Genomic DNA, 18,723 nt, shown 5'->3' with positions numbered 1-18,723 from the left:
ACCCGAGGCATCCACACCATGCCTGCCGGATCGGGGCTGAAGCAGGAGTTTTCATGGATATCTTTATCCAGCAGATCGTGAACGGTCTTGTGCTCGGCAGCATCTACGCGCTGATCGCACTGGGCTACACCATGGTCTACGGCATTCTGGGCATCATCAACTTCGCGCACGGCGATGTGCTGATGATTGGCGCGCTGACCGCTTTGTCGGCAATCATGGGGCTGCAAAAGTTCGCCCCCGGCCTGCCCGAATGGCTGACGCTGGTGATCGCCACGCTGATCGCCATGCCCGTCTGTGCAGTTCTGGCCTATACCATCGAACGCGTGGCCTACCGGCCGTTGCGCAACGCACCTCGATTGGCCCCGCTTATTACCGCGATCGGTGTCTCGATCATTCTCCAGACCATGGGGATGCTGATCTGGTCGCGCAACCCGCTGACGTTCCCGCAACTGCTGCCGTCGAGCCCGATCGACATCGGCTCCACCGGCGCCACGATCACCGGCAAGGAAATCGTCATCATCGGCCTGGCCGTGATGGTGATGGCGGGCCTGCTGGCCCTGGTGAACCGTACCAAGCTCGGCCGCGCCATGCGCGCCACCGCCGAGAACCAGAAGGTGGCGGGCCTGATGGGCGTCAACCCCAACTTCGTGATTTCTGCCACGTTCATGATCGGTGCGGCGCTTGCGGCGCTGGCCGGTGTGATGATGGCCACCAACTACGGCAATGCCCATTTCTACATGGGCTTCATCCCGGGCCTGAAGGCATTCACTGCCGCGGTGCTCGGCGGCATCGGCAACCTGGCCGGCGCAATGGTCGGGGGCATGTTGCTGGGCCTGATCGAGGCGCTTGGCGCGGGCTACATCGGCGACTTGACCAACGGTGTGTTCGGCTCGAACTACCAGGACGTGTTCGCCTTCATCGTGCTGATCATCGTGCTCGTGTTCCGTCCGTCCGGCATCATGGGCGAACGTGTGGCTGACCGCGCCTGAGGGGAGAGAATCCATGAATACTCCGATTCCATCCACAGCCGTGGCGGCGCCGTCGCGCGTGCCGGCCAAGACGCTGGCCGCGCTGGTCGGCTTCCTGGTGGTCGCGCTCTGCGCGCCATTCTTCGTTCAGACCTTCGGCGGCAACTACTGGGTGCGCGTGCTCGACTTCGCGCTGCTCTACATCATGCTGGCGCTGGGCCTAAACATCGTGGTCGGCTTTGCCGGTCTGCTTGATCTGGGCTACATCGCGTTCTATGCGGTAGGCGCCTACATGATGGCGTTGCTCGGCTCGCCTCACCTGTCCAATCAGTTCGAGTGGATCCACCAGCTGTTCCCTAACGGACTGCACCTGTCGATGTGGTTCGTCCTGCCGATAGCGGTGGTGGTGGCGGCCACGTTTGGCGTGCTGCTGGGTGCGCCAACGCTGAAACTGCGCGGGGACTACCTGGCCATCGTGACACTGGGCTTCGGCGAGATCGTCCGCATCTTCATGAATAACCTGGACCGTCCGGTGAACATCACCAACGGCCCCAAGGGCATCACGGCAGTGGATCCGGTCCACATCTTCGGTTTCGACTTCTCGAAGTCGCACGAGATCTTTGGGCTCAAGTTCACACCGGTGTTCATGTACTACTACCTGCTGGTGGCGCTGGTCATTGTCATCGTGTTTATCTGCCTGCGATTGCAGAACTCGCGTATCGGCCGGGCCTTCGTGGCCATCCGCGAAGACGAGATCGCCGCCAAGGCGATGGGTATCAACACGCGCAACATCAAGCTGCTGGCCTTTGCCATGGGCGCCTCGTTTGGCGGTGCGTCGGGTGCGACTTTTGGCGCGTTCCAGGGCTTCGTCTCGCCGGAATCGTTCACGTTGTGGGAATCGATCTACGTCCTGGCGATCGTGGTGCTGGGCGGCATGGGCCACATCCCGGGCGTGATCCTGGGCGGCATCCTTCTGGTGGGCTTCCAGGAGCTGCTGCGCGCCGTGGCGGAACCGATTCAGACCGGCATCTTCGGCCAGGTCATTGTCGATGCCGAAGTGTTGCGCCAGTTGTTGTTCGGTCTGGCCCTGGTGGGCGTGATGCTGTATCGCCCGGCCGGCTTGTGGCCATCACCACGCAAGGAAGACCGTCCGGTTGTGCGTCGTGCCGGCAGTGTCGGTCGTTTCTGAACAGGGGGACAACATGAGCAATTCCGATTTCCTCCTGTCCGTACAGGGGGTCAACAAACGTTTTGGTGGCCTGCAGGCACTGTCCGATGTGGGCCTGCAGATCAAGCCGGGTGAGATCTATGGGCTTATCGGCCCGAACGGCGCCGGCAAGACCACGTTCTTCAATGTGATCACGGGCCTGTACACGCCGGACTCCGGCGAGTTCGTGCTGGGCGGCAAGCCGTACCAGCCGACTGCCGTCCACGAAGTGGCCAAGGCGGGTATCGCGCGCACGTTCCAGAACATCCGCCTGTTCGGCGACATGACCGCGCTGGAAAACGTGATGGTGGGCCGGCACGTGCGCACCAAGGCAGGCCTGTTCGGCGCCATCTTCCGTCCGCCTTCGGTGCGTCAGGAAGAAGAGGCCGTTGAAGACATGGCCCACGATCTGCTCGAGTACGTTGGCATTGGCAAGTACGCCAACTTCACGTCGCGCAACCTGTCGTACGGCCACCAGCGTCGTCTGGAGATCGCCCGCGCGCTGGCCACGGAGCCAAAGCTTCTGGCGCTGGATGAACCCGCCGCCGGCATGAACGCCACCGAGAAGGTGGAGTTGCGTGGCCTGCTGGAGAAGATCAAGAACGATGGCAAGACCATCCTGTTGATCGAACACGACGTCAAGCTTGTGATGGGCTTGTGCAACCGCCTCACCGTGCTGGACTACGGCAAGGTCATCGCGCAGGGCCTGCCGCACGAAGTGCAGAACAATCCTGCCGTGATCGAGGCTTACCTCGGCGCAGCGGCGCACTAAGGCGGGAGAGACGCAAATGACACAGACGATCCTGAAGATCTCGGGCCTGAAAGTGGCCTACGGCGGCATCCAGGCCGTCAAGGGCGTGGACCTGGATATCAAAGACGGCGAACTCGTGACGCTGATCGGCGCCAACGGCGCCGGCAAGACCACCACCATGAAGGCCATCACCGGCCTGCAGGGCTGGGCCGGCGGCGACGTGGAGTACATGGGCAAGTCGATCAAGGGCGTGCCCAGCTATGCGCTGCTCAAGCAAGGGCTGGCGATGGTGCCGGAAGGCCGCGGCGTGTTCGCGCGCATGACGATCACCGAGAACCTGCAGATGGGTGCGTACACGCGCAATGACGAGGCCGGCATCAAGGCCGACATCGACCGCATGTTCGAAACGTTCCCGCGCCTGAAGGAGCGTGCCGACCAGCTTGCCGGCACGATGTCCGGCGGCGAACAACAGATGCTGGCGATGGCCCGCGCGCTGATGAGCCAGCCGAAGCTGCTGTTGCTGGATGAGCCGTCGATGGGTCTCTCGCCGATCATGGTCGAGAAGATCTTCGAGGTGGTGCGCACGGTGTCGTCGCAGGGCGTGACTGTGCTGCTGGTCGAGCAGAACGCGCGCCTGGCGCTGCAGGCGGCCGATCGCGGTTACGTGATGGAGTCCGGCCTGATCACGATGAGCGGCGACGCAAAGCAGATGCTCGACGACCCGAAGGTGCGGGCCGCGTATCTGGGTGAGTAAAAGGCCGATGGTGCTCCTGTCTCCTGCTTGCGGGAGAGGGGAGCAGACACCCGGTGCCTCAAACAAAAAATGCCTCGCGAAAGCGAGGCATTTTTCATTGCGTGGCGTGAAGTCAGGCCAGCTTCTTCAGCAACTCGCGCAGCATGCCGATCATCTGGTCGATCTCTTCGCGGGTCACGTTCAGCGCGGGCATGAAGCGCAGCAGGTTCGGGCGCGGCGCGTTCAGTAGCAGGCCCACCGGCGACATTTCGCGTGCTTCTTCCACGAGTTGCGGGCCGATGTCCTTGCCCAGCACCAGCGCGCGCAGCAGGCCTTCACCACGCTCGCCACCCAGACCGAATTCCTTCGTCAGCACCAGCAGTTGCTCGCGCAGGTATTCGCCCTTGGCTTTCACGTCGTCCAGGAAGCCCGGCGCGGTCAGTTGTTCCATGACCGAGCTGCCCACGGCCGTCATCAGCGGGTTGCCGTTGTACGTGCCGCCCTGGTCGCCGGCTTCGAAGCTGGCGACATCGGCCTTGCACAGCAGCGCGGACAGCGGCACGCCGCCGCCAATGCCCTTGCCGAGCGTCATGATGTCCGGCTCCACACCCGACAGTTCGTACGCGAACAGCGTGCCGCAGCGGCCGCAGCCGGTCTGCACTTCATCGACGATGAACAGCAGCTTGTGCTTGTCGGCCAGCGCGCGCAGGCCCTGCATGAATTCGCGCGTGGCGGGAATCACGCCGCCTTCGCCTTGCACCGGCTCGAGCATGATGCCCACGGTCTTGTCGGTGATCAGCTTTTCCACCGAAGCCAGGTCGTTCAGCTCGGCCTTCGGGAAGCCCGGCACCTGCGGCGCGAAGATCGTGTCCCAGCCGGCCTTGCCCGACGCGCTCATGGTCGCCAACGTGCGGCCATGGAAGCTGTGGTCCATCGTGATGATCTCGTACGCGCCGTTCTTGTGCTTGCGGCCCCACTTGCGTGCGAGCTTGATCGCGCCTTCGTTGGCTTCCGCGCCGCTGTTGGCGAAGAAGACCTTGTCGAAGCAGCTGTTATCGGTGAGCTGCTGTGCCAGCTTCAGCATCGGCTCGTTGTAGAACGCCGGGCTTGGGTTCAGCAGCTTGCGCGCCTGCTTTTCCAGCGCCTGGATCATGCCTTCGTTCGAATGGCCCAGTGCGTTGACCGCCCAACCCTGCACGAAATCGAGATAGCGCTTGCCGTTATGGTCCGTCAGCCACGACCCCTTGCCTTCGGTGAAAACCAGTTCGGGCCGGTTGGTGATGTACATCAGGGATTGGACGGGAAACTCAGCAAATGCCATGGCGGACTCCTGGGGTCGGCATGAAACTAAAAGTCGAAAAAAGCAAAAAGCCACGGGGATTGCCCGTGGCTTGTTGACCTGAACAGACGCTGTTGACGGTCAGCCGCGCGGCACCCCGAATGGGAGCAACGTACGAGCGCGGCGTCGGATGAAGTTGGCGGTGTTCATGGCGGCCAATATAAGACGCATGGGCCCGGGTGTCAAAGCGAAATTTGGCAGGCCCGGGTGCCATTGTTGTGTCAGCGGAACGGCGAGTGGCGTTCTGGGGGCAATGCCCTCAGGCCGCGCCACCCTTGTGCAGGTCTGCTTCTGACGTGAACGAGTCGGCGAAGAACGCGTCCTCGTGCAGCTTGCATTGCGCCGAGAAGTCGCCGCGCGCGGCGTTCACCATCACGGGCGCGCCGCAGGCGTAGACCTCGTGGCCGGACAGGTCCGGATGGTCGGCCATCACCGCCTGGTGAACGAACCCCGTGCGGCCGGTCCAGTTGTCTTCAGCCTGCGCGTCGGATACCACTGGCACGTACTTGAAGTTCGGGAGGTCGCGCGCCCACTGTTCGCACAGCGCGTGCATGTACAGGTCGCGCGGACGGCGTCCGCCCCAGTACAGCGTCATCGGACGGGTGATGCCCGTGTACGCGGCATGTTCGACAATCGCCTTGATCGGGGCGAAGCCGGTGCCGGAGGCCAGCAGGATGATCGGCTTGTCCGATTCCTCGCGCAGGAAGAAGCTGCCGAGCGGGCCTTCGAAGCGCAGGATGTCGCGCTCCTTCATGGCCGGCGCGCCTTCCTTGGCGCCGAATACGTAGTCAGTGAACGCGCCGCCGGGCATGTGGCGGATATGCAGTTCGATCGGGCCTTCCTCGTGCGGCGGCGTGGCGATCGAGTAGCTGCGGCGCTTGCCGTCACGCAGCAGGAACTCCACGTACTGGCCAGCCAGGTACTGCATGCGCTCGGTGGCGGGCAGTTGCAGCTTGATGGCGATGACGTCGTCGGCCAGCCGCTCCACCGAGGTCACGCGGCAGGGGATCTTCTTGATCGGAATATCGCCGGCGCCATGCACCTCGCGGCATTCGATCGTGATGTCGGAAGTGGCGTTGGCGCAGCAGAACAGCGCGCGGCCTTCCGTTTTTTCCTGGGCGGTCAGGGCCGCGGCGGCGTGGTCGCCCTGGTGGATCGTGCCTTCGAGCACGCGGCCCTTGCAGGAGCCACACGCACCGTTCTTGCACCCGTAGGGCAAGCCAATGCTGTGGCGCAGGGCCGCGCCAAGGATGGTTTCATCGGTGGCCACTTCGAACTTGTGGCCGCTGGGCATTACGGTGACTTGATACGCCATAATCGGATCTATGAGCCAAATTCTGTCGCCGCGAACGGCATTGTCTTCCCCACGGGGCGCACGGCGCCTGGGTCGTCCGCGCCTGCTGATCGTCGGTTGCGGCGATGTCGGCACGCGCATCCTGCGCCTGCTGTCCGCGCGTATGCGCGTATTCGCCGTCACTTCACAACCAGAACGCCGGGCCGAGCTTCGCGCAGCCGGCGCGGTGCCGCTGGTGGCGGACCTGGATCGGCCCGCCACGCTGGCGCGTCTGTCGCGGCTGGCGGAGCGGGTGATCGATCTGGCGCCGCCGCCCGGGCAGGGCGAGGGCGATCCGCGCACGCAGGGTTTGCTCGGCGCGTTGCGTCGCACGGCGTGGCGTCGAGCACGCTTCACCCGGCTCCCCACCGGCGCTGGCGAGGCCGCCATTCTACCCGAGCGAGGCTGGCACCGGGCGTTTCAGACATCCCGCCGGCACCAGTCGCACGGGGTGTTCGTCTACGCCAGCACGACCGGTGTCTACGGTGATCGCGGCGGCGCCCGCGTGCGGGAATTCGATGCGGTGCGCCCCCAGACCGCGCGTGCGCGCCGTCGGGTCGCCGCGGAGGCGGCAGTGCGGCGTTTCGGCCGCGACGCCGGCTGGCGTGCCGGTATCGTCCGGATTCCGGGCATTTATGCCGAGGATCGCCTGCCAATCGCGCGTCTGAACAAGCGCACGCCGGCGCTGGCGTCGCAGGATGACGTCTACACGAGCCACATCCATGCCGACGACCTGGCGCGCACGATGATTGCGGCGATGTGGCGTGGCCGCCCGCAGCGCGTGGTCCACGCCAGCGATGACACGGAATTGCGCATGGCCGATTACTTCGACCTCGTGGCAGACCGCAAGGGCCTGCCGCGCCCGCCGCGCATCACGCGGCAGCAGGCGCGCGAGATGATCGAGCCGACGTTGCTGAGCTTCATGAGCGAGTCGCGCCGGATCGACAATCGCCGACTCAAGCGTGAGCTGCGACTGCGGCTGCGATACCCCACCGTCGCGTCGTTCTTCGACCGCTGAACATACCTGCTCCCGCCATCTCGCGGTGGCACGCCGATTGCGTATGCCTTTGTCATCGCTTGTTGTATATACAGCAATGGTGCGGCGTGCCATCCCAGTGGCTTCGGATGTGACCGGCAACGGTGCGCCGCAGCATCCCGGCGCACCGCTATTGCGCATATTTATTGGTATTCCGGCAATCTGATGCGTGCCTGATCTCAGGTAAACCCCGGGTTTGACTTGTATATACAGCGTTGCTAAATTGCCCGTCACGGCGGCAGCGCAGTCAGCGCCGCCCGATCCGGGAGACGGGTCCTGCCCCCACATCTGACGACCATTGGAGCCGACGCATGTCGCTGCAACGCCACGCAGTCACCGCCATTCTTGCCCTCGCGGCTTCCGCCGCCGCCACCGCACATGCGGATAACACGCCGGTTGCGCTCGGCATGAGTGGATGGACCGGCTTTGCGCCGCTGACACTGGCCGACAAGGCCGGCATCTTCAAGAAGCATGGCGTTGACGTGGACATCAAGATGATTCCGCAAAAGGACCGCCACCTTGCGCTGGCGTCGGGCGCGATCCAGTGCGCGGCGACTACGGTGGAAACGCATGTGGCGTGGAATGCCAACGGGGTGCCGATCACGCAGATCGTGCAGCTCGACAAATCCTATGGCGCGGACGGCCTGGCCGTGCGCGGCGACGTCAAGAGCTTCGCGGACCTGAAGGGCAAGACCATCGGCGTCGATGCGCCGGGCACCGCGCCGTATTTCGGCCTGGCCTGGATGCTCAAGAAGAACGGCATGACGCTGAAGGACGTCAAGGTAACCACGCTGTCGCCACAGGCTGCCGCCCAGGCATTCGTGGCCGGCCAGAACGACGGCGCGATGACGTACGAGCCGTACCTGTCGACGGTGCGCGCGAACCCGGACAAGGGCAAGATCCTGGCCACCACGCTCGACTACCCGATGGTGACCGATACGCTCGGCTGCGCGCCGAAGTGGCTCAAGGACAATCCCAAGGCCGCGCAGGCGCTGGTGGACAGCTATTTCGAAGCGCTTGAGATGATCCGCAAGGAGCCGGACAAGGCCAACGAGATCATGGGCGCGGCGGTCAAGCAGACCGGCGAGCAGTTCGCGAAATCCTCGGCGTACCTGCGCTGGCAGGACAAGGATGCCAACCGCAAGTTCTTCAGTGGTGAGTTGGCCAGCTTCAGCAAGGAGGCCGCCGGCGTGCTGATGGACATCGGCGTGATTCGCCAGGTGCCGGATGTGACGGCGATCTATGACGCACGCTTCCTCAAGTAAGACGGAGTCCCCGGCCATGTCGCAAGCCTCCACGCCAACCACCGCGGCCGCTGCCCGCGTGCCCGCGCCGATCGAGGCGCAGGGCGCGCCCGCGCGGCGCGCGCGCCATCCGTGGGCGTCGCCGCTGGTGCCGGTATCGCCCCGCACGCGGTGGCTGCTTGGCATGTCGTTCTTCGTCGTGTTCGTCGCGGTATGGGCTGTCGCCACGTTGGGCGGCTTCGTGTCGCGCACGTTCCTGGCCGATCCGCTGACGATGGCGCATGAAGGCTGGATGCTTTTCACGCAGTACGGCTTCATCGGCGATATCGGCATGACCGTGTGGCGCGTGGTGGGCGGGTTCGTGCTGGCCGCGTTGCTGGCCGTGCCGCTCGGCATCTTCATGGGCGCGTACAAGGCCGCGGAAGCGTTCTTCGAACCGTTCGTCTCGTTCTGCCGCTACCTGCCGGCGTCGGCGTTCATTCCACTGCTGATCCTGTGGGCGGGTATCGGCGAGACGCAGAAGCTGCTGGTGATTTTCATCGGCTCGTTTTTCCAGATCGTGCTGATGGTGGCGGTGACGGTGGGCGGCGCGCGCAAGGATCTGGTGGAAGCGGCCTACACGCTGGGCGCCACGCCGCGTGGCATCGTGCGGCGCGTGCTGATTCCGGGCGCCGCGCCCGATATCGCCGAGACGCTGCGTCTGGTGCTCGGCTGGGCCTGGACCTATGTGATCGTGGCTGAGCTGATCGGCTCGTCGTCAGGCATCGGCCACATGATCACGGACAGCCAGGCACTGCTGAATACCGGACAGATCATCTTCGGCATCATCGTCATCGGCTGCATCGGGCTGGTGTCGGACCTCGTCTTCAAGCAGGCCAACCAGCGCCTGTTCCCGTGGAGTTCGATCAAATGAGCGCGCTGTCGATCCAGCAGGTCTCCCGCACGTTCGAGAATCCGCGCGGAGGCTCCACGCAGGCGCTGCTGCCCGTGGATTTCGAAGTACGCGACAACGATTTCGTGACGATCCTCGGCCCATCGGGCTGCGGCAAATCCACGTTGCTGCGCATCGTGGCAGGGCTTGATACGCCCAGCGGGGGTCGCGTGCTGCTCGATGGCCAGCCGGTGGCCGGCCCGGGCGCGGACCGTGGCATGGTGTTCCAGTCTTACACGTTGTTTCCGTGGCTGACGATCGAGCAGAACGTGCGCTTCGGGCTGCGTGAGCGCGGCATGAGCGAGGCCGCGCAGAAGGAGCGCAGCGACTTCTTCATGGCGCGCGTGGGGCTGCGCGGCTTCGAGCATCACTATCCGAAGCAGCTCTCCGGCGGGATGCAGCAACGCACGGCAATCGCGCGGGCGCTGGCCAACGATCCAAAGATCCTGCTGCTCGACGAGCCGTTCGGCGCGCTCGACAACCAGACCCGCGTGCTGATGCAGGAACTGCTGCTGGGCATCTGGGAGTCCGCACGCAAGACGGTACTATTCGTCACGCACGATATCGACGAGGCCATCTTCATGGCCAACCGGGTGGCGGTGTTCTCCGCGCGGCCGGGTCGGATCAAGAGCGAAATCGCGGTGGACTTCCCCCATCCGCGCCACTACACGATCAAGACCTCTCCCGAGTTCTCCGCGCTGAAGGCACGGCTGACCGAGGAGATTCGCGCCGAAGCCATGGCCTCGGCCGAGCATTGAGACCATGAACCAGTCCGCCAGCCAGGCACCCACCCCGAGCAATGCCACCGCGCCTGCCGCGCTGTATCGGCAGGTCAAGGAATACATCGCGCGCCAGATCCAGAGCGGCGTGTGGAAACCCGGTGACCGCGTCCCGTCCGAGCAGGAACTCGTGAACCGCTTCTCGGTATCGCGGATGACGGTCAATCGCGCGCTGCGCGAATTGTCGGAGCAGGGCAGGGTGGTGCGCGTGGCTGGTGTGGGGACGTTCGTAGCCGAGCAGAAGCCGCAGTCGACGCTGCTTTCCGTGGTCAACCTGCAGGACGAGATCCGTATGCGTGGGCATGACTACGCGTGCGACGTGATCCTGGTGGAGCGCGTCTCCGCGCCGATCGAGGTCGCCGCCGCGCTGGAACTGCACACGGGCGAGTCGGTGTACCACTCGGTTTGCGTGCATCGCGAGGACGGCGTGCCAGTTCAACTCGAAGACCGCTACGTGAACCCGCGCGTGGCGCCAGAGTTCATCAACCAGGATTTCAGCGGCACCAAGCCCGGCGAATACCTGCTGCGCAATGTGCCGTACGACCAGGTGGAGCATGTGGTCGATGCGATCTCCGCCACGCCCGAGCAGGCGGCGCAGCTTGAGATGCCCCCGACGCAGCCGTGCCTGCTGCTGACGCGCCGCACATGGACCAACGGCGTGCCGGTGACATTCGTGCGTTGCCTGCACCCGGGCAACCGCTACCGGCTTGGCAGCCGCTTCCGTGCCGACGGCAATCCTGCCTTCGGCTGATATTTGCGCCTGAGGCCAGCAACAGCTGGTCATCGGGCTTATTTTTCGACTAACCTGTATAGACAGGCCCATACAAGGTCTTTATCCAAGACCGACAAGCAAGCAGAGAATGACGATGACCCAAGATTCCCGACCGCTCCTGACGCTGAACCCCGGCCACGTCTCGCTGGACGATCTGCGCCGCATCCATCGTGGCGAAGTGCGACTGGCTATGGCGGAGTCGGCGTGGGCCGGCGTGCGTGCCGCGCAGGCCACCGTGCAGGACATCATCGACGCCGACGCGGTGGTCTATGGCATCAATACCGGCTTCGGCAAGCTTGCCCAGTCGCGCATCGCGCACGACAAGCTCGCCGAACTGCAACGCAATCTGGTGCTCTCGCACAGCGTGGGCACGGGCTCCGACCTGTCCGTCGATACCGTGCGGCTGATCCTGGCCATCAAGGCTGTCAGCCTCGCGCGTGGGCATTCGGGCGTGCGCCCGGAACTGATCGAAGCGCTGCTGGCGCTGGCCAACTACGGCGTGACGCCGTGCATCCCTGCCAAGGGCTCGGTCGGCGCATCGGGCGATCTGGCGCCGCTGGCCCATATGTCCTGCACGCTGATCGGCGTGGGCGATGTGTATGTCGACGGCCAGCGCGTGCCGGCCGCGCAGGGTCTGGTCCATGCGGGGCTCGCCGCCTTCACGCTAGGCCCGAAGGAAGGTCTGGCGCTGCTCAACGGCACGCAGGTTTCCACCGCTCTGGCCCTGGCCGGCCTGTTCGCCGCGGAGGACGCCTTCGCGGCCGGGCTGGTGGCTGGCGCGCTGTCGCTCGAAGCGATCAAGGGATCGGTCAAGCCGTTCGATGCTCGCATTCACGCGGCACGCGGCCAGGCGGGCCAGATCGCCGTGGCCGGCGCGGCACGCGCGATGCTTGATGGCAGCGAGATCGTCGACTCGCACAAGATGTGCGGCCGGGTGCAGGACCCATACTCGATCCGCTGCCAGCCGCAGGTGATGGGCGCATGCCTGGACAACCTGACCCATGCCGCCCGCATCCTGCGCATCGAAGCCAATGCGGCATCCGACAATCCGCTGGTGTTCTCCGAACAGGGTGATGTGGTCTCCGGCGGCAACTTCCACGCGGAGCCGGTGGCCTTTGCCGCCGACATCATCGCGCTGGCGATCGCCGAGATCGGCGCGATCTCGGAACGCCGCCTTGCGCTGCTGCTCGACACCGGCCTGTCGGGCCTGCCGCCGTTCCTGGTGCGCGACGGGGGCCTGAACTCCGGATTCATGATCGCGCAGGTCACGGCAGCGGCGTTGGCGTCCGAGAACAAGTCGCTGGCCCATCCGTCCAGTGTGGACAGCCTGCCCACCTCGGCCAACCAGGAGGACCATGTGTCGATGGCCACCTACGGCGCGCGCCGCCTGGGCGATATGGCGGCCAACACCGCTGTGATCGTCGGCATCGAGGCGATGGCCGCCGCGCAGGGTATCGAATTTCATCGACCGCTCAAGTCGTCGCCGCTGGTGGAGCAGGAACTGGCGCGTATCCGCGCGCGTGGCGTTCGTCGAAGCCGATCGCTATCTCGCGCCGGACATCGAGGCCATGAAGCAGTGGGTCGTTCAAGGCGATGCGGGCGCGGGCTGGCCTGACGCCGTGCGGGCGATCTTGCCGACGAACGTCGGCGCATGAGCTTCGTGAACCGCTAGTCCATTCTCCATTCTCCATTCGAGCAGCCTTCATCCATCCCGGGACCGATCATGAACGCCAACGAACACCAATTCACCCAGACGCTGCGTGGCCCGCGCGAGATCCGCGCGCCGCATGGCAGCCAGCTTCACTGCAAGAACTGGCTGATCGAAGCCGCCTATCGCATGATCCAGAACAACCTCGACCCCGACGTGGCGGAGCGCCCGCAGGATCTGGTGGTTTATGGCGGCATCGGCAAGGCCGCGCGCAACTGGGAGTGCTTCGACGCGATTCTCGACTGCCTGCGCCGTCTGGGCGAAGACGAGTCGCTGCTCGTGCAGTCTGGCAAGCCCGTCGGGGTATTCCGCACCCATGCCGATGCGCCGCGTGTGCTGATCGCCAACTCGAACCTGGTGCCGCACTGGGCCAACTGGGACAAGTTCAACGAACTCGATCGCGCCGGGCTGATGATGTACGGTCAGATGACTGCCGGCTCGTGGATCTACATCGGCACGCAGGGCATCGTGCAGGGCACGTTCGAGACCTTTGCCGAAGCCGGCAACCAGCACTACAACGGCGACCTGACCGGCAAGTGGATCCTGACCGCGGGCCTGGGCGGGATGGGTGGCGCGCAGCCGCTGGCCGGCGTGCTGGCCGGTGCTTGTGTGCTGGCGATCGAATGCCAGGAATCGCGCATCGATTTCCGCATCCGTACGCGCTATCTCGACAAGAAGGCCACCACGCTCGATGAAGCGCTGGCGATGATTGCCGAGGCCACGAAAAATGGCCAGGCGATCTCGGTGGGGCTGCTCGGCAATGCCGCCGAGATCGTGCCGGAACTGGTGCGTCGCGCGCAGGCCGGCGGTATGCGGCCGGACATCGTCACCGACCAGACTTCCGCCCATGATCTCGTCAACGGCTACCTGCCCGAGGGCTGGACCGTGGCGCAATGGGAGGACCTGCGCCAGCGCGATCCGAAGGCCGTGGAAGCGGCCGCGCGTACGTCGATCGTCAAGCATGTGGAGGCGATGCTCGCGTTCCAGCAGATGGGCGTGCCCACGCTCGACTATGGCAACAACATCCGTCAGGTGGCGTTCGACGAAGGCGTGAAGAACGCCTTCGATTTCCCCGGCTTCGTGCCCGCGTATATCCGTCCGCTGTTTTGCCGCGGCAAGGGACCGTTCCGCTGGGTGGCGCTCTCGGGCGACCCCGAGGACATCTACAAGACCGACGCCAAGATGAAGGAACTGTTCCCGGAGGACAAGCACCTGCACCGCTGGCTCGACATGGCGCGCGACCGCATCGCGTTCCAGGGCTTGCCCGCGCGCATCTGCTGGGTTGGTCTCGACGAGCGCCATCGCGCGGGCCTGGCCTTCAATGAAATGGTGAAGTCTGGCGAACTGAAGGCGCCCGTTGTGATCGGCCGCGATCACCTCGACTGCGGCTCGGTGGCATCACCGAACCGTGAGACCGAGGCGATGCGTGACGGCTCCGACGCCGTGTCTGATTGGCCACTGCTCAACGCGCTGCTGAACACGGCTGGCGGCGCCACATGGGTCAGCCTGCATCACGGCGGCGGTGTCGGCATGGGCTTCTCGCAACACGCTGGCGTGGTGATCGTTTGCGATGGTACGGACGCCGCGGCCAGGCGCATCGAACGCGTGCTGTGGAACGATCCCGCCACCGGTGTGATGCGTCATGCCGATGCCGGCTACGAAACCGCCATCGAATGCGCGAAGGAAAAGGGACTGAATCTGCCGATGGTGAACCGTACATGAAGTTTGGACTCGACAGGATCGTGCCGACGCCGTGGAAGAACGGTGGCGGCACCACACGCGAAATCGCCGTATGGCCGCCGGGTGCGGGCATGGATACGTTCGACTGGCGCATCAGCGTGGCCGACATCGCCATGGACGGGCCGTTCTCGGCGTTTCCGGGTATCGACCGACAGATCGTGCTGATCGACGGGGCTGGCGTGCATCTGCAGGCTCAAGACGATTCGTTTTGCCACAAGCTCAGGCACCTCGGCGAGCCGTTCGCATTCTCCGGCGATAGCGCCGTCCACGCGACGCTGGTTGACGGCCCGACGCGCGACTTCAATGTCATGACGCGTCGCGGCGTTTGCCGCGCGGAGGTTCGACTGATGCGTCAGGCGTTCACCGCTGACCCCACCGACGCCACGGTGCTGATCCTGGTGCTGCGCGGCGCATGGGATTGCGGCGACGGCCAGCACATGACGGCTGGCGACGGCATCGTGATGGTGCCCGGAGCGCCGGCTGTCACGATGATTCACGATGAGATGTCCGCGCTGTGTCTGCGCGTGGCCTTGCATAAGGAACCGGTCCGATGAATTTCAACGAAGCGCCGTCAGCCGACGGCGTCTGGCATCACTGCCATCTGCTGCCCGCCGCCGATCCGGCGCACGCGATTCATGATGGCGCCATCGTCGTCGAGCAAGGCCGCATCGCATGGCTCGGCGCATTCGCCGCGCTGCCCGACGTCTATCGCCATTTGCCGCGGCACGACGCCAACGGCGCGTGGATCACGCCAGGACTGGTCGATTGCCATACCCATCTGGTCTATGGCGGGCAGCGTGCCGACGAGTTCGCGATGCGGCTGGCCGGCGCAAGCTACGAAGAGATTGCGCGCGCGGGAGGCGGCATTGTGTCCACGGTGCGCGCCACGCGCGAGGCGGACGAAGCCACGCTGTTCGCGCAGGCGGCCGCGCGGCTTGAGCCGCTGCTCGCGGAAGGCGTGACCGCGATCGAGATCAAGTCGGGCTATGGTCTGTCGCTGGAAGCCGAACGCAAGCAGTTGCGTGTGGCGCGCCAGCTTGGCGAGACCTATGGCGTCGCCGTCCACACGACGTTCCTTGGCGCCCATGCGCTGCCACCCGAGTACGCCGGCCGCGCCGACGCGTACATCGAGCTGGTCTGCGAGACGATGCTGCCGGCGCTGGCTGCGGAAGGGCTTGTCGATGCCGTCGACGCGTTCTGTGAAGGCATTGGCTTTTCGATCGCGCAGACCACGCGCGTGTTCGAGGCCGCCGCGCGCCACGGCCTGCCGGTCAAGCTCCATGCCGAGCAACTGAGCAACCTGGGCGGCGCGACGCTGGCAGCGCGCCACAAGGCGATCTCGGCCGATCACCTCGAGCATCTCGACGAGGCCGGTGTGGTGGCGATGGCCGAAGCGGGTACCGTGGCCGTGCTCCTGCCCGGGGCGTATTATTTCCTGCGTGATACGCAACTGCCGCCGCTGGCGCTGCTGCGCAAACATGGCGTGCCGATGGCGATCTCGACCGATCACAATCCAGGTACGTCGCCCACCACCTCGCTGCTGCTGATGATGAACATGGGCTGCACGATATTCCGCATGACAGTGCCCGAGGTGCTGGCCGGTGTGACGACACACGCGGCGCGCGCACTCGGCGCGGCCGACCGGCATGGCCTGCTGGCCGTGGACCGCGCCGCTGATTTCGTGCTGTGGCAGGTCGCGTCGCCGGCCGAGCTTGCGTACTGGTTCGGCCGCAACCCATGCGCCGCCGTCGTGCGGCGAGGGCGGGTATTCCGCAAGGGAGAAGGTTGGCAACGATGACCGCAGTGACAAGCTTGTTTGCGCCGCACGCGTTGCTGCCCGGCGGGTGGGCACGCAATGTACGGCTGCAATGGGGTGCCCACGGGGTGCTTACGTCGGTGACGACGGATGTGGCACCTGCCCCCGGAGAATCGCAAGCGGCAGGCCCGGTATTGCCCGGGATGCCGAATCTCCATTCCCATGCATTCCAGCGCGGATTCGCGGGGCTCACCGAGTACCGCAGTGTCAGCCAGACCGCTGACCCGGCCGGCGGCGATTCGTTCTGGAGCTGGCGGACGCTGATGTACCGTTTCGCGCTGCGCGTGTCACCCGATGCGCTGGAGGCCATCGCAACCCAGCTTTACATCGAGATGCTGAGCGCGGGCTATACGAGCGTGTGCGAGTTTCACTACGTCCATCGTGATGCCGATGGCAAGCCGTATGCCGATCCGGCGGAGATGTCGCTGCGGCTGTTGCGCGCGGCGCAGACGGCGGGCATCGGCATGACGCTGCTGCCGGTGCTGTATCAGACAGCCGGCTTCGGCGGAAAGCCTCCGCAGGATGACCAGCGACGCTTCCTCAACGATACCGATGCGATGCTGGCGCTGCTGGAAAAGCTCGCGCCCCACTGCGCGGCCTATGGGGCGCGACTCGGCCTCGCGCCGCATTCGCTGCGTGCCGTGCCGCCGCACAGCCTGGCCCAGGCCGTCGCGCACCTGCATGCGATGGACGCGACGGCGCCCGTGCATATCCACATCGCCGAACAGCAGAAAGAGGTGGATGAATGCCTGGCGACCACGGGCGTGCGTCCGGTGCAGTGGCTGCTCGATCACGCGCCGGTGGATGCGCGCTGGTGCCTGGTCCATGCCACGCACATGGACTGGGACGAACGCCGGCGCCTGGCGCACAGTGGCGCGGTGGCGGGCATCTGTCCGACCACCGAGGCGAACCTTGGCGATGGCGTGTTCGACGCGGCGCCGTACCTCGCGCAGAACGGCGCATGGGGCATCGGCTCGGACAGCCATGCCAGCGTGAGCGTGGCCGAAGAACTACGCCTGTTCGAGTATGGCCAGCGCTTGGCCATGCAGCGGCGCAATGTGCTGGCATCGGCGCGCCATCCGCAGGTGGCGGACCTGCTCTGGCTCGATGCGGTGGCTGGCGGCGCGCGCGCGTCGGCGCGTCCGGTGGCCGGGCTGGCAGTGGGGCAGCGTGCCGATTTCGTCGTGCTGGATGGCAATCATCCGACGCTGGCCGGCCTGGACGGCTCGCGGGCGTTGGCCACGCACGTGTTCGCCAGCCACGGACATGAGACACTAGCGGAAGTCCGCACTGGCGGCATGTGCCGCGTGCAGCATGGCGTGCATCCGCAACAGGCGGAGGCAGGCCGGTTGTTCGCCGAGGCGCGTGCTCACCTGCTGGCCGACTGAGCCAGGCCGACCGAGCCTGGACTGCAATCCCGAAGCCCCAGAGACAACGATGTCCTTCACCACCGATATCCCCGCTTTCACCCTGCATCGCGGCACACGCCCGCTGCTGGTGTCGATGCCGCACGTTGGCACCCATCTTCCCGCGAAACTGGCGGAGCGCCTGACGCCCGAGGCCCGCACCGTGCCCGACACCGACTGGCACATGGATCGCGTCTACGAATGCGCGCGCGAACTGGGCGCGTCGATCCTGATGGCCACGCATTCGCGCTATGTCATCGACCTGAACCGTCCGCCCGATAACCAGAACCTGTACCCGGGCCAGGACACCACGGGCCTGTGCCCGGTCGATACGTTCGACAAGACGCCGATCTACGCCGATGGCACGAACGGGCCGGACGATGCGGAAGTCGCGCTGCGCCGTGGGGCAGTCTGGCACCCGTACCACAACGCGTTGCAGGAAGAGCTGGCGCGTCTGCGTGCCGAGCACGGGACGATCGGCCTCTGGGAAGCGCATTCGATCCGCTCGATGCTGCCGCGCTTCTTCGAAGGCAAGCTGCCGGATTTCAATCTGGGCACGGCCGATGGCAAGAGTTGCGACGCTGGCCTGGCCGCCGAACTGATCGCGATCGCCGATGCGGTGCCGAACCATACCGCAGTGCTCAATGGCCGCTTCAAGGGCGGGTATATCACGCGCCAGTATGGCAACCCGGCACAGGGCGTGCACGCGGTCCAGCTCGAGCAGACGCAGTCGTCCTACATGGAAGAGGTGTACCCGTTCGCGTACAGCGAGGCCAAGGCCGCCGCGATCCAGCCCGCTATCCGCAAGATGCTGGAGACGATGCTGGCGTTTGTCGAAGCGCGCTGATGCGCCTACGGCCCCCGCTCCTCTCCCACTTGCGGGAGAGGAGCGGGGGCCAGCGGTTCAACATGCCATCCGTCGCATCCTGAACCGCCACATCCGCTCCCGCGCCTGGGAGC

The 18,723-nt window shown here is 65.3% G+C and carries 16 protein-coding genes and 1 pseudogene; 15 read left to right on the top strand and 2 right to left on the bottom strand.

Features of this window, described 5'->3' with window-relative positions; all coding sequences use genetic code 11:
* Positions 1-53 precede the first annotated feature (53 nt).
* The 4 genes from K6G35_RS12990 to K6G35_RS12975 are packed head-to-tail and all read left to right on the top strand — an operon-like array spanning position 54 to position 3,680.
* Positions 54-989 carry a branched-chain amino acid ABC transporter permease gene (locus K6G35_RS12990; protein WP_008644904.1) on the top strand — a complete coding sequence of 312 codons (936 nt, stop codon included), beginning with the start codon at positions 54-56 and terminating at the stop codon, positions 987-989.
* Between the two features lie 13 nt (positions 990-1,002).
* Positions 1,003-2,157, top strand: coding sequence for an ABC transporter permease subunit (locus K6G35_RS12985; RefSeq protein WP_008644903.1), 1,155 nt, complete (start codon positions 1,003-1,005; stop codon positions 2,155-2,157).
* A gap of 13 nt (positions 2,158-2,170) precedes the next feature.
* Positions 2,171-2,947, top strand: a complete 777-nt coding sequence (locus K6G35_RS12980) for an ABC transporter ATP-binding protein (protein ID WP_008644902.1) — start codon at positions 2,171-2,173, stop codon at positions 2,945-2,947.
* Positions 2,948-2,963: 16 nt separating this feature from the next.
* Positions 2,964-3,680: an ABC transporter ATP-binding protein gene (locus K6G35_RS12975; protein WP_008644899.1), complete on the top strand. Its 717-nt coding sequence runs from the start codon at positions 2,964-2,966 to the stop codon at positions 3,678-3,680.
* Positions 3,681-3,792: 112 nt separating this feature from the next.
* On the opposite strand, the gene K6G35_RS12970 is transcribed toward K6G35_RS12975, so the two are convergent.
* A complete protein-coding gene (locus K6G35_RS12970; RefSeq protein WP_008644896.1) occupies positions 3,793-4,980 on the bottom strand; it encodes an acetylornithine transaminase in 1,188 nt (395 codons plus the stop codon).
* A gap of 277 nt (positions 4,981-5,257) precedes the next feature.
* Positions 5,258-6,313: a CDP-6-deoxy-delta-3,4-glucoseen reductase gene (locus K6G35_RS12965; RefSeq protein ID WP_008644894.1), complete on the bottom strand. Its 1,056-nt coding sequence runs from the start codon at positions 6,311-6,313 to the stop codon at positions 5,258-5,260.
* Between the two features lie 10 nt (positions 6,314-6,323).
* On the opposite strand from K6G35_RS12965, the gene K6G35_RS12960 reads away from it, so the two are divergent.
* The 11 genes and pseudogenes from K6G35_RS12960 (at position 6,324) to hutG (ending at position 18,610) form a co-directional block, all read left to right on the top strand.
* Complete coding sequence (locus K6G35_RS12960) at positions 6,324-7,349, top strand: NAD-dependent epimerase/dehydratase family protein (RefSeq protein WP_495675813.1); 1,026 nt, start codon at positions 6,324-6,326, stop codon at positions 7,347-7,349.
* A 329-nt stretch (positions 7,350-7,678) separates the two neighbouring features.
* Positions 7,679-8,632, top strand: a complete 954-nt coding sequence (locus K6G35_RS12955) for an ABC transporter substrate-binding protein (protein WP_008648957.1) — start codon at positions 7,679-7,681, stop codon at positions 8,630-8,632.
* A gap of 16 nt (positions 8,633-8,648) precedes the next feature.
* Positions 8,649-9,524, top strand: a complete 876-nt coding sequence (locus K6G35_RS12950) for an ABC transporter permease (RefSeq protein ID WP_186424773.1) — start codon at positions 8,649-8,651, stop codon at positions 9,522-9,524.
* Entirely contained in the window at positions 9,521-10,300 is a 780-nt protein-coding gene (locus K6G35_RS12945) for an ABC transporter ATP-binding protein (RefSeq protein ID WP_008644773.1), read from the top strand. Before K6G35_RS12950 ends, K6G35_RS12945 begins: the two co-directional genes overlap by 4 nt.
* A 4-nt stretch (positions 10,301-10,304) precedes the next feature.
* Positions 10,305-11,072 (top strand): histidine utilization transcriptional repressor HutC, encoded by a 768-nt coding sequence (hutC, locus tag K6G35_RS12940; RefSeq protein WP_008644774.1) that lies wholly within the window; start codon positions 10,305-10,307, stop codon positions 11,070-11,072.
* A gap of 109 nt (positions 11,073-11,181) precedes the next feature.
* Positions 11,182-12,748, top strand: a pseudogene (gene hutH / locus K6G35_RS12935) (histidine ammonia-lyase).
* A 68-nt stretch (positions 12,749-12,816) separates the two neighbouring features.
* Positions 12,817-14,523 (top strand): urocanate hydratase, encoded by a 1,707-nt coding sequence (gene hutU, locus K6G35_RS12930; protein WP_317915290.1) that lies wholly within the window; start codon positions 12,817-12,819, stop codon positions 14,521-14,523.
* The gene (locus K6G35_RS12925; protein ID WP_008644782.1) at positions 14,520-15,095 is read left to right on the top strand and encodes a HutD/Ves family protein; all 576 of its coding nucleotides are present in this window, start codon (positions 14,520-14,522) and stop codon (positions 15,093-15,095) included. The genes hutU and K6G35_RS12925 overlap by 4 nt, the downstream gene beginning before the upstream one ends.
* Positions 15,092-16,339 (top strand): imidazolonepropionase, encoded by a 1,248-nt coding sequence (gene hutI, locus K6G35_RS12920; protein ID WP_495675812.1) that lies wholly within the window; start codon positions 15,092-15,094, stop codon positions 16,337-16,339. The genes K6G35_RS12925 and hutI overlap by 4 nt, the downstream gene beginning before the upstream one ends.
* Positions 16,336-17,745: a formimidoylglutamate deiminase gene (locus K6G35_RS12915; RefSeq protein ID WP_495675811.1), complete on the top strand. Its 1,410-nt coding sequence runs from the start codon at positions 16,336-16,338 to the stop codon at positions 17,743-17,745. Before hutI ends, K6G35_RS12915 begins: the two co-directional genes overlap by 4 nt.
* A 49-nt stretch (positions 17,746-17,794) precedes the next feature.
* A complete protein-coding gene (hutG, locus tag K6G35_RS12910; RefSeq protein WP_008644124.1) occupies positions 17,795-18,610 on the top strand; it encodes an N-formylglutamate deformylase in 816 nt (271 codons plus the stop codon).
* The last annotated feature ends 113 nt before the right edge of the window (positions 18,611-18,723 follow it).

Source organism: Cupriavidus sp. HY129 (assembly GCF_059492215.1).
Note: the sequence above shows the minus strand (reverse complement) of the source record. Positions and strands in the feature narration are given on the sequence as shown.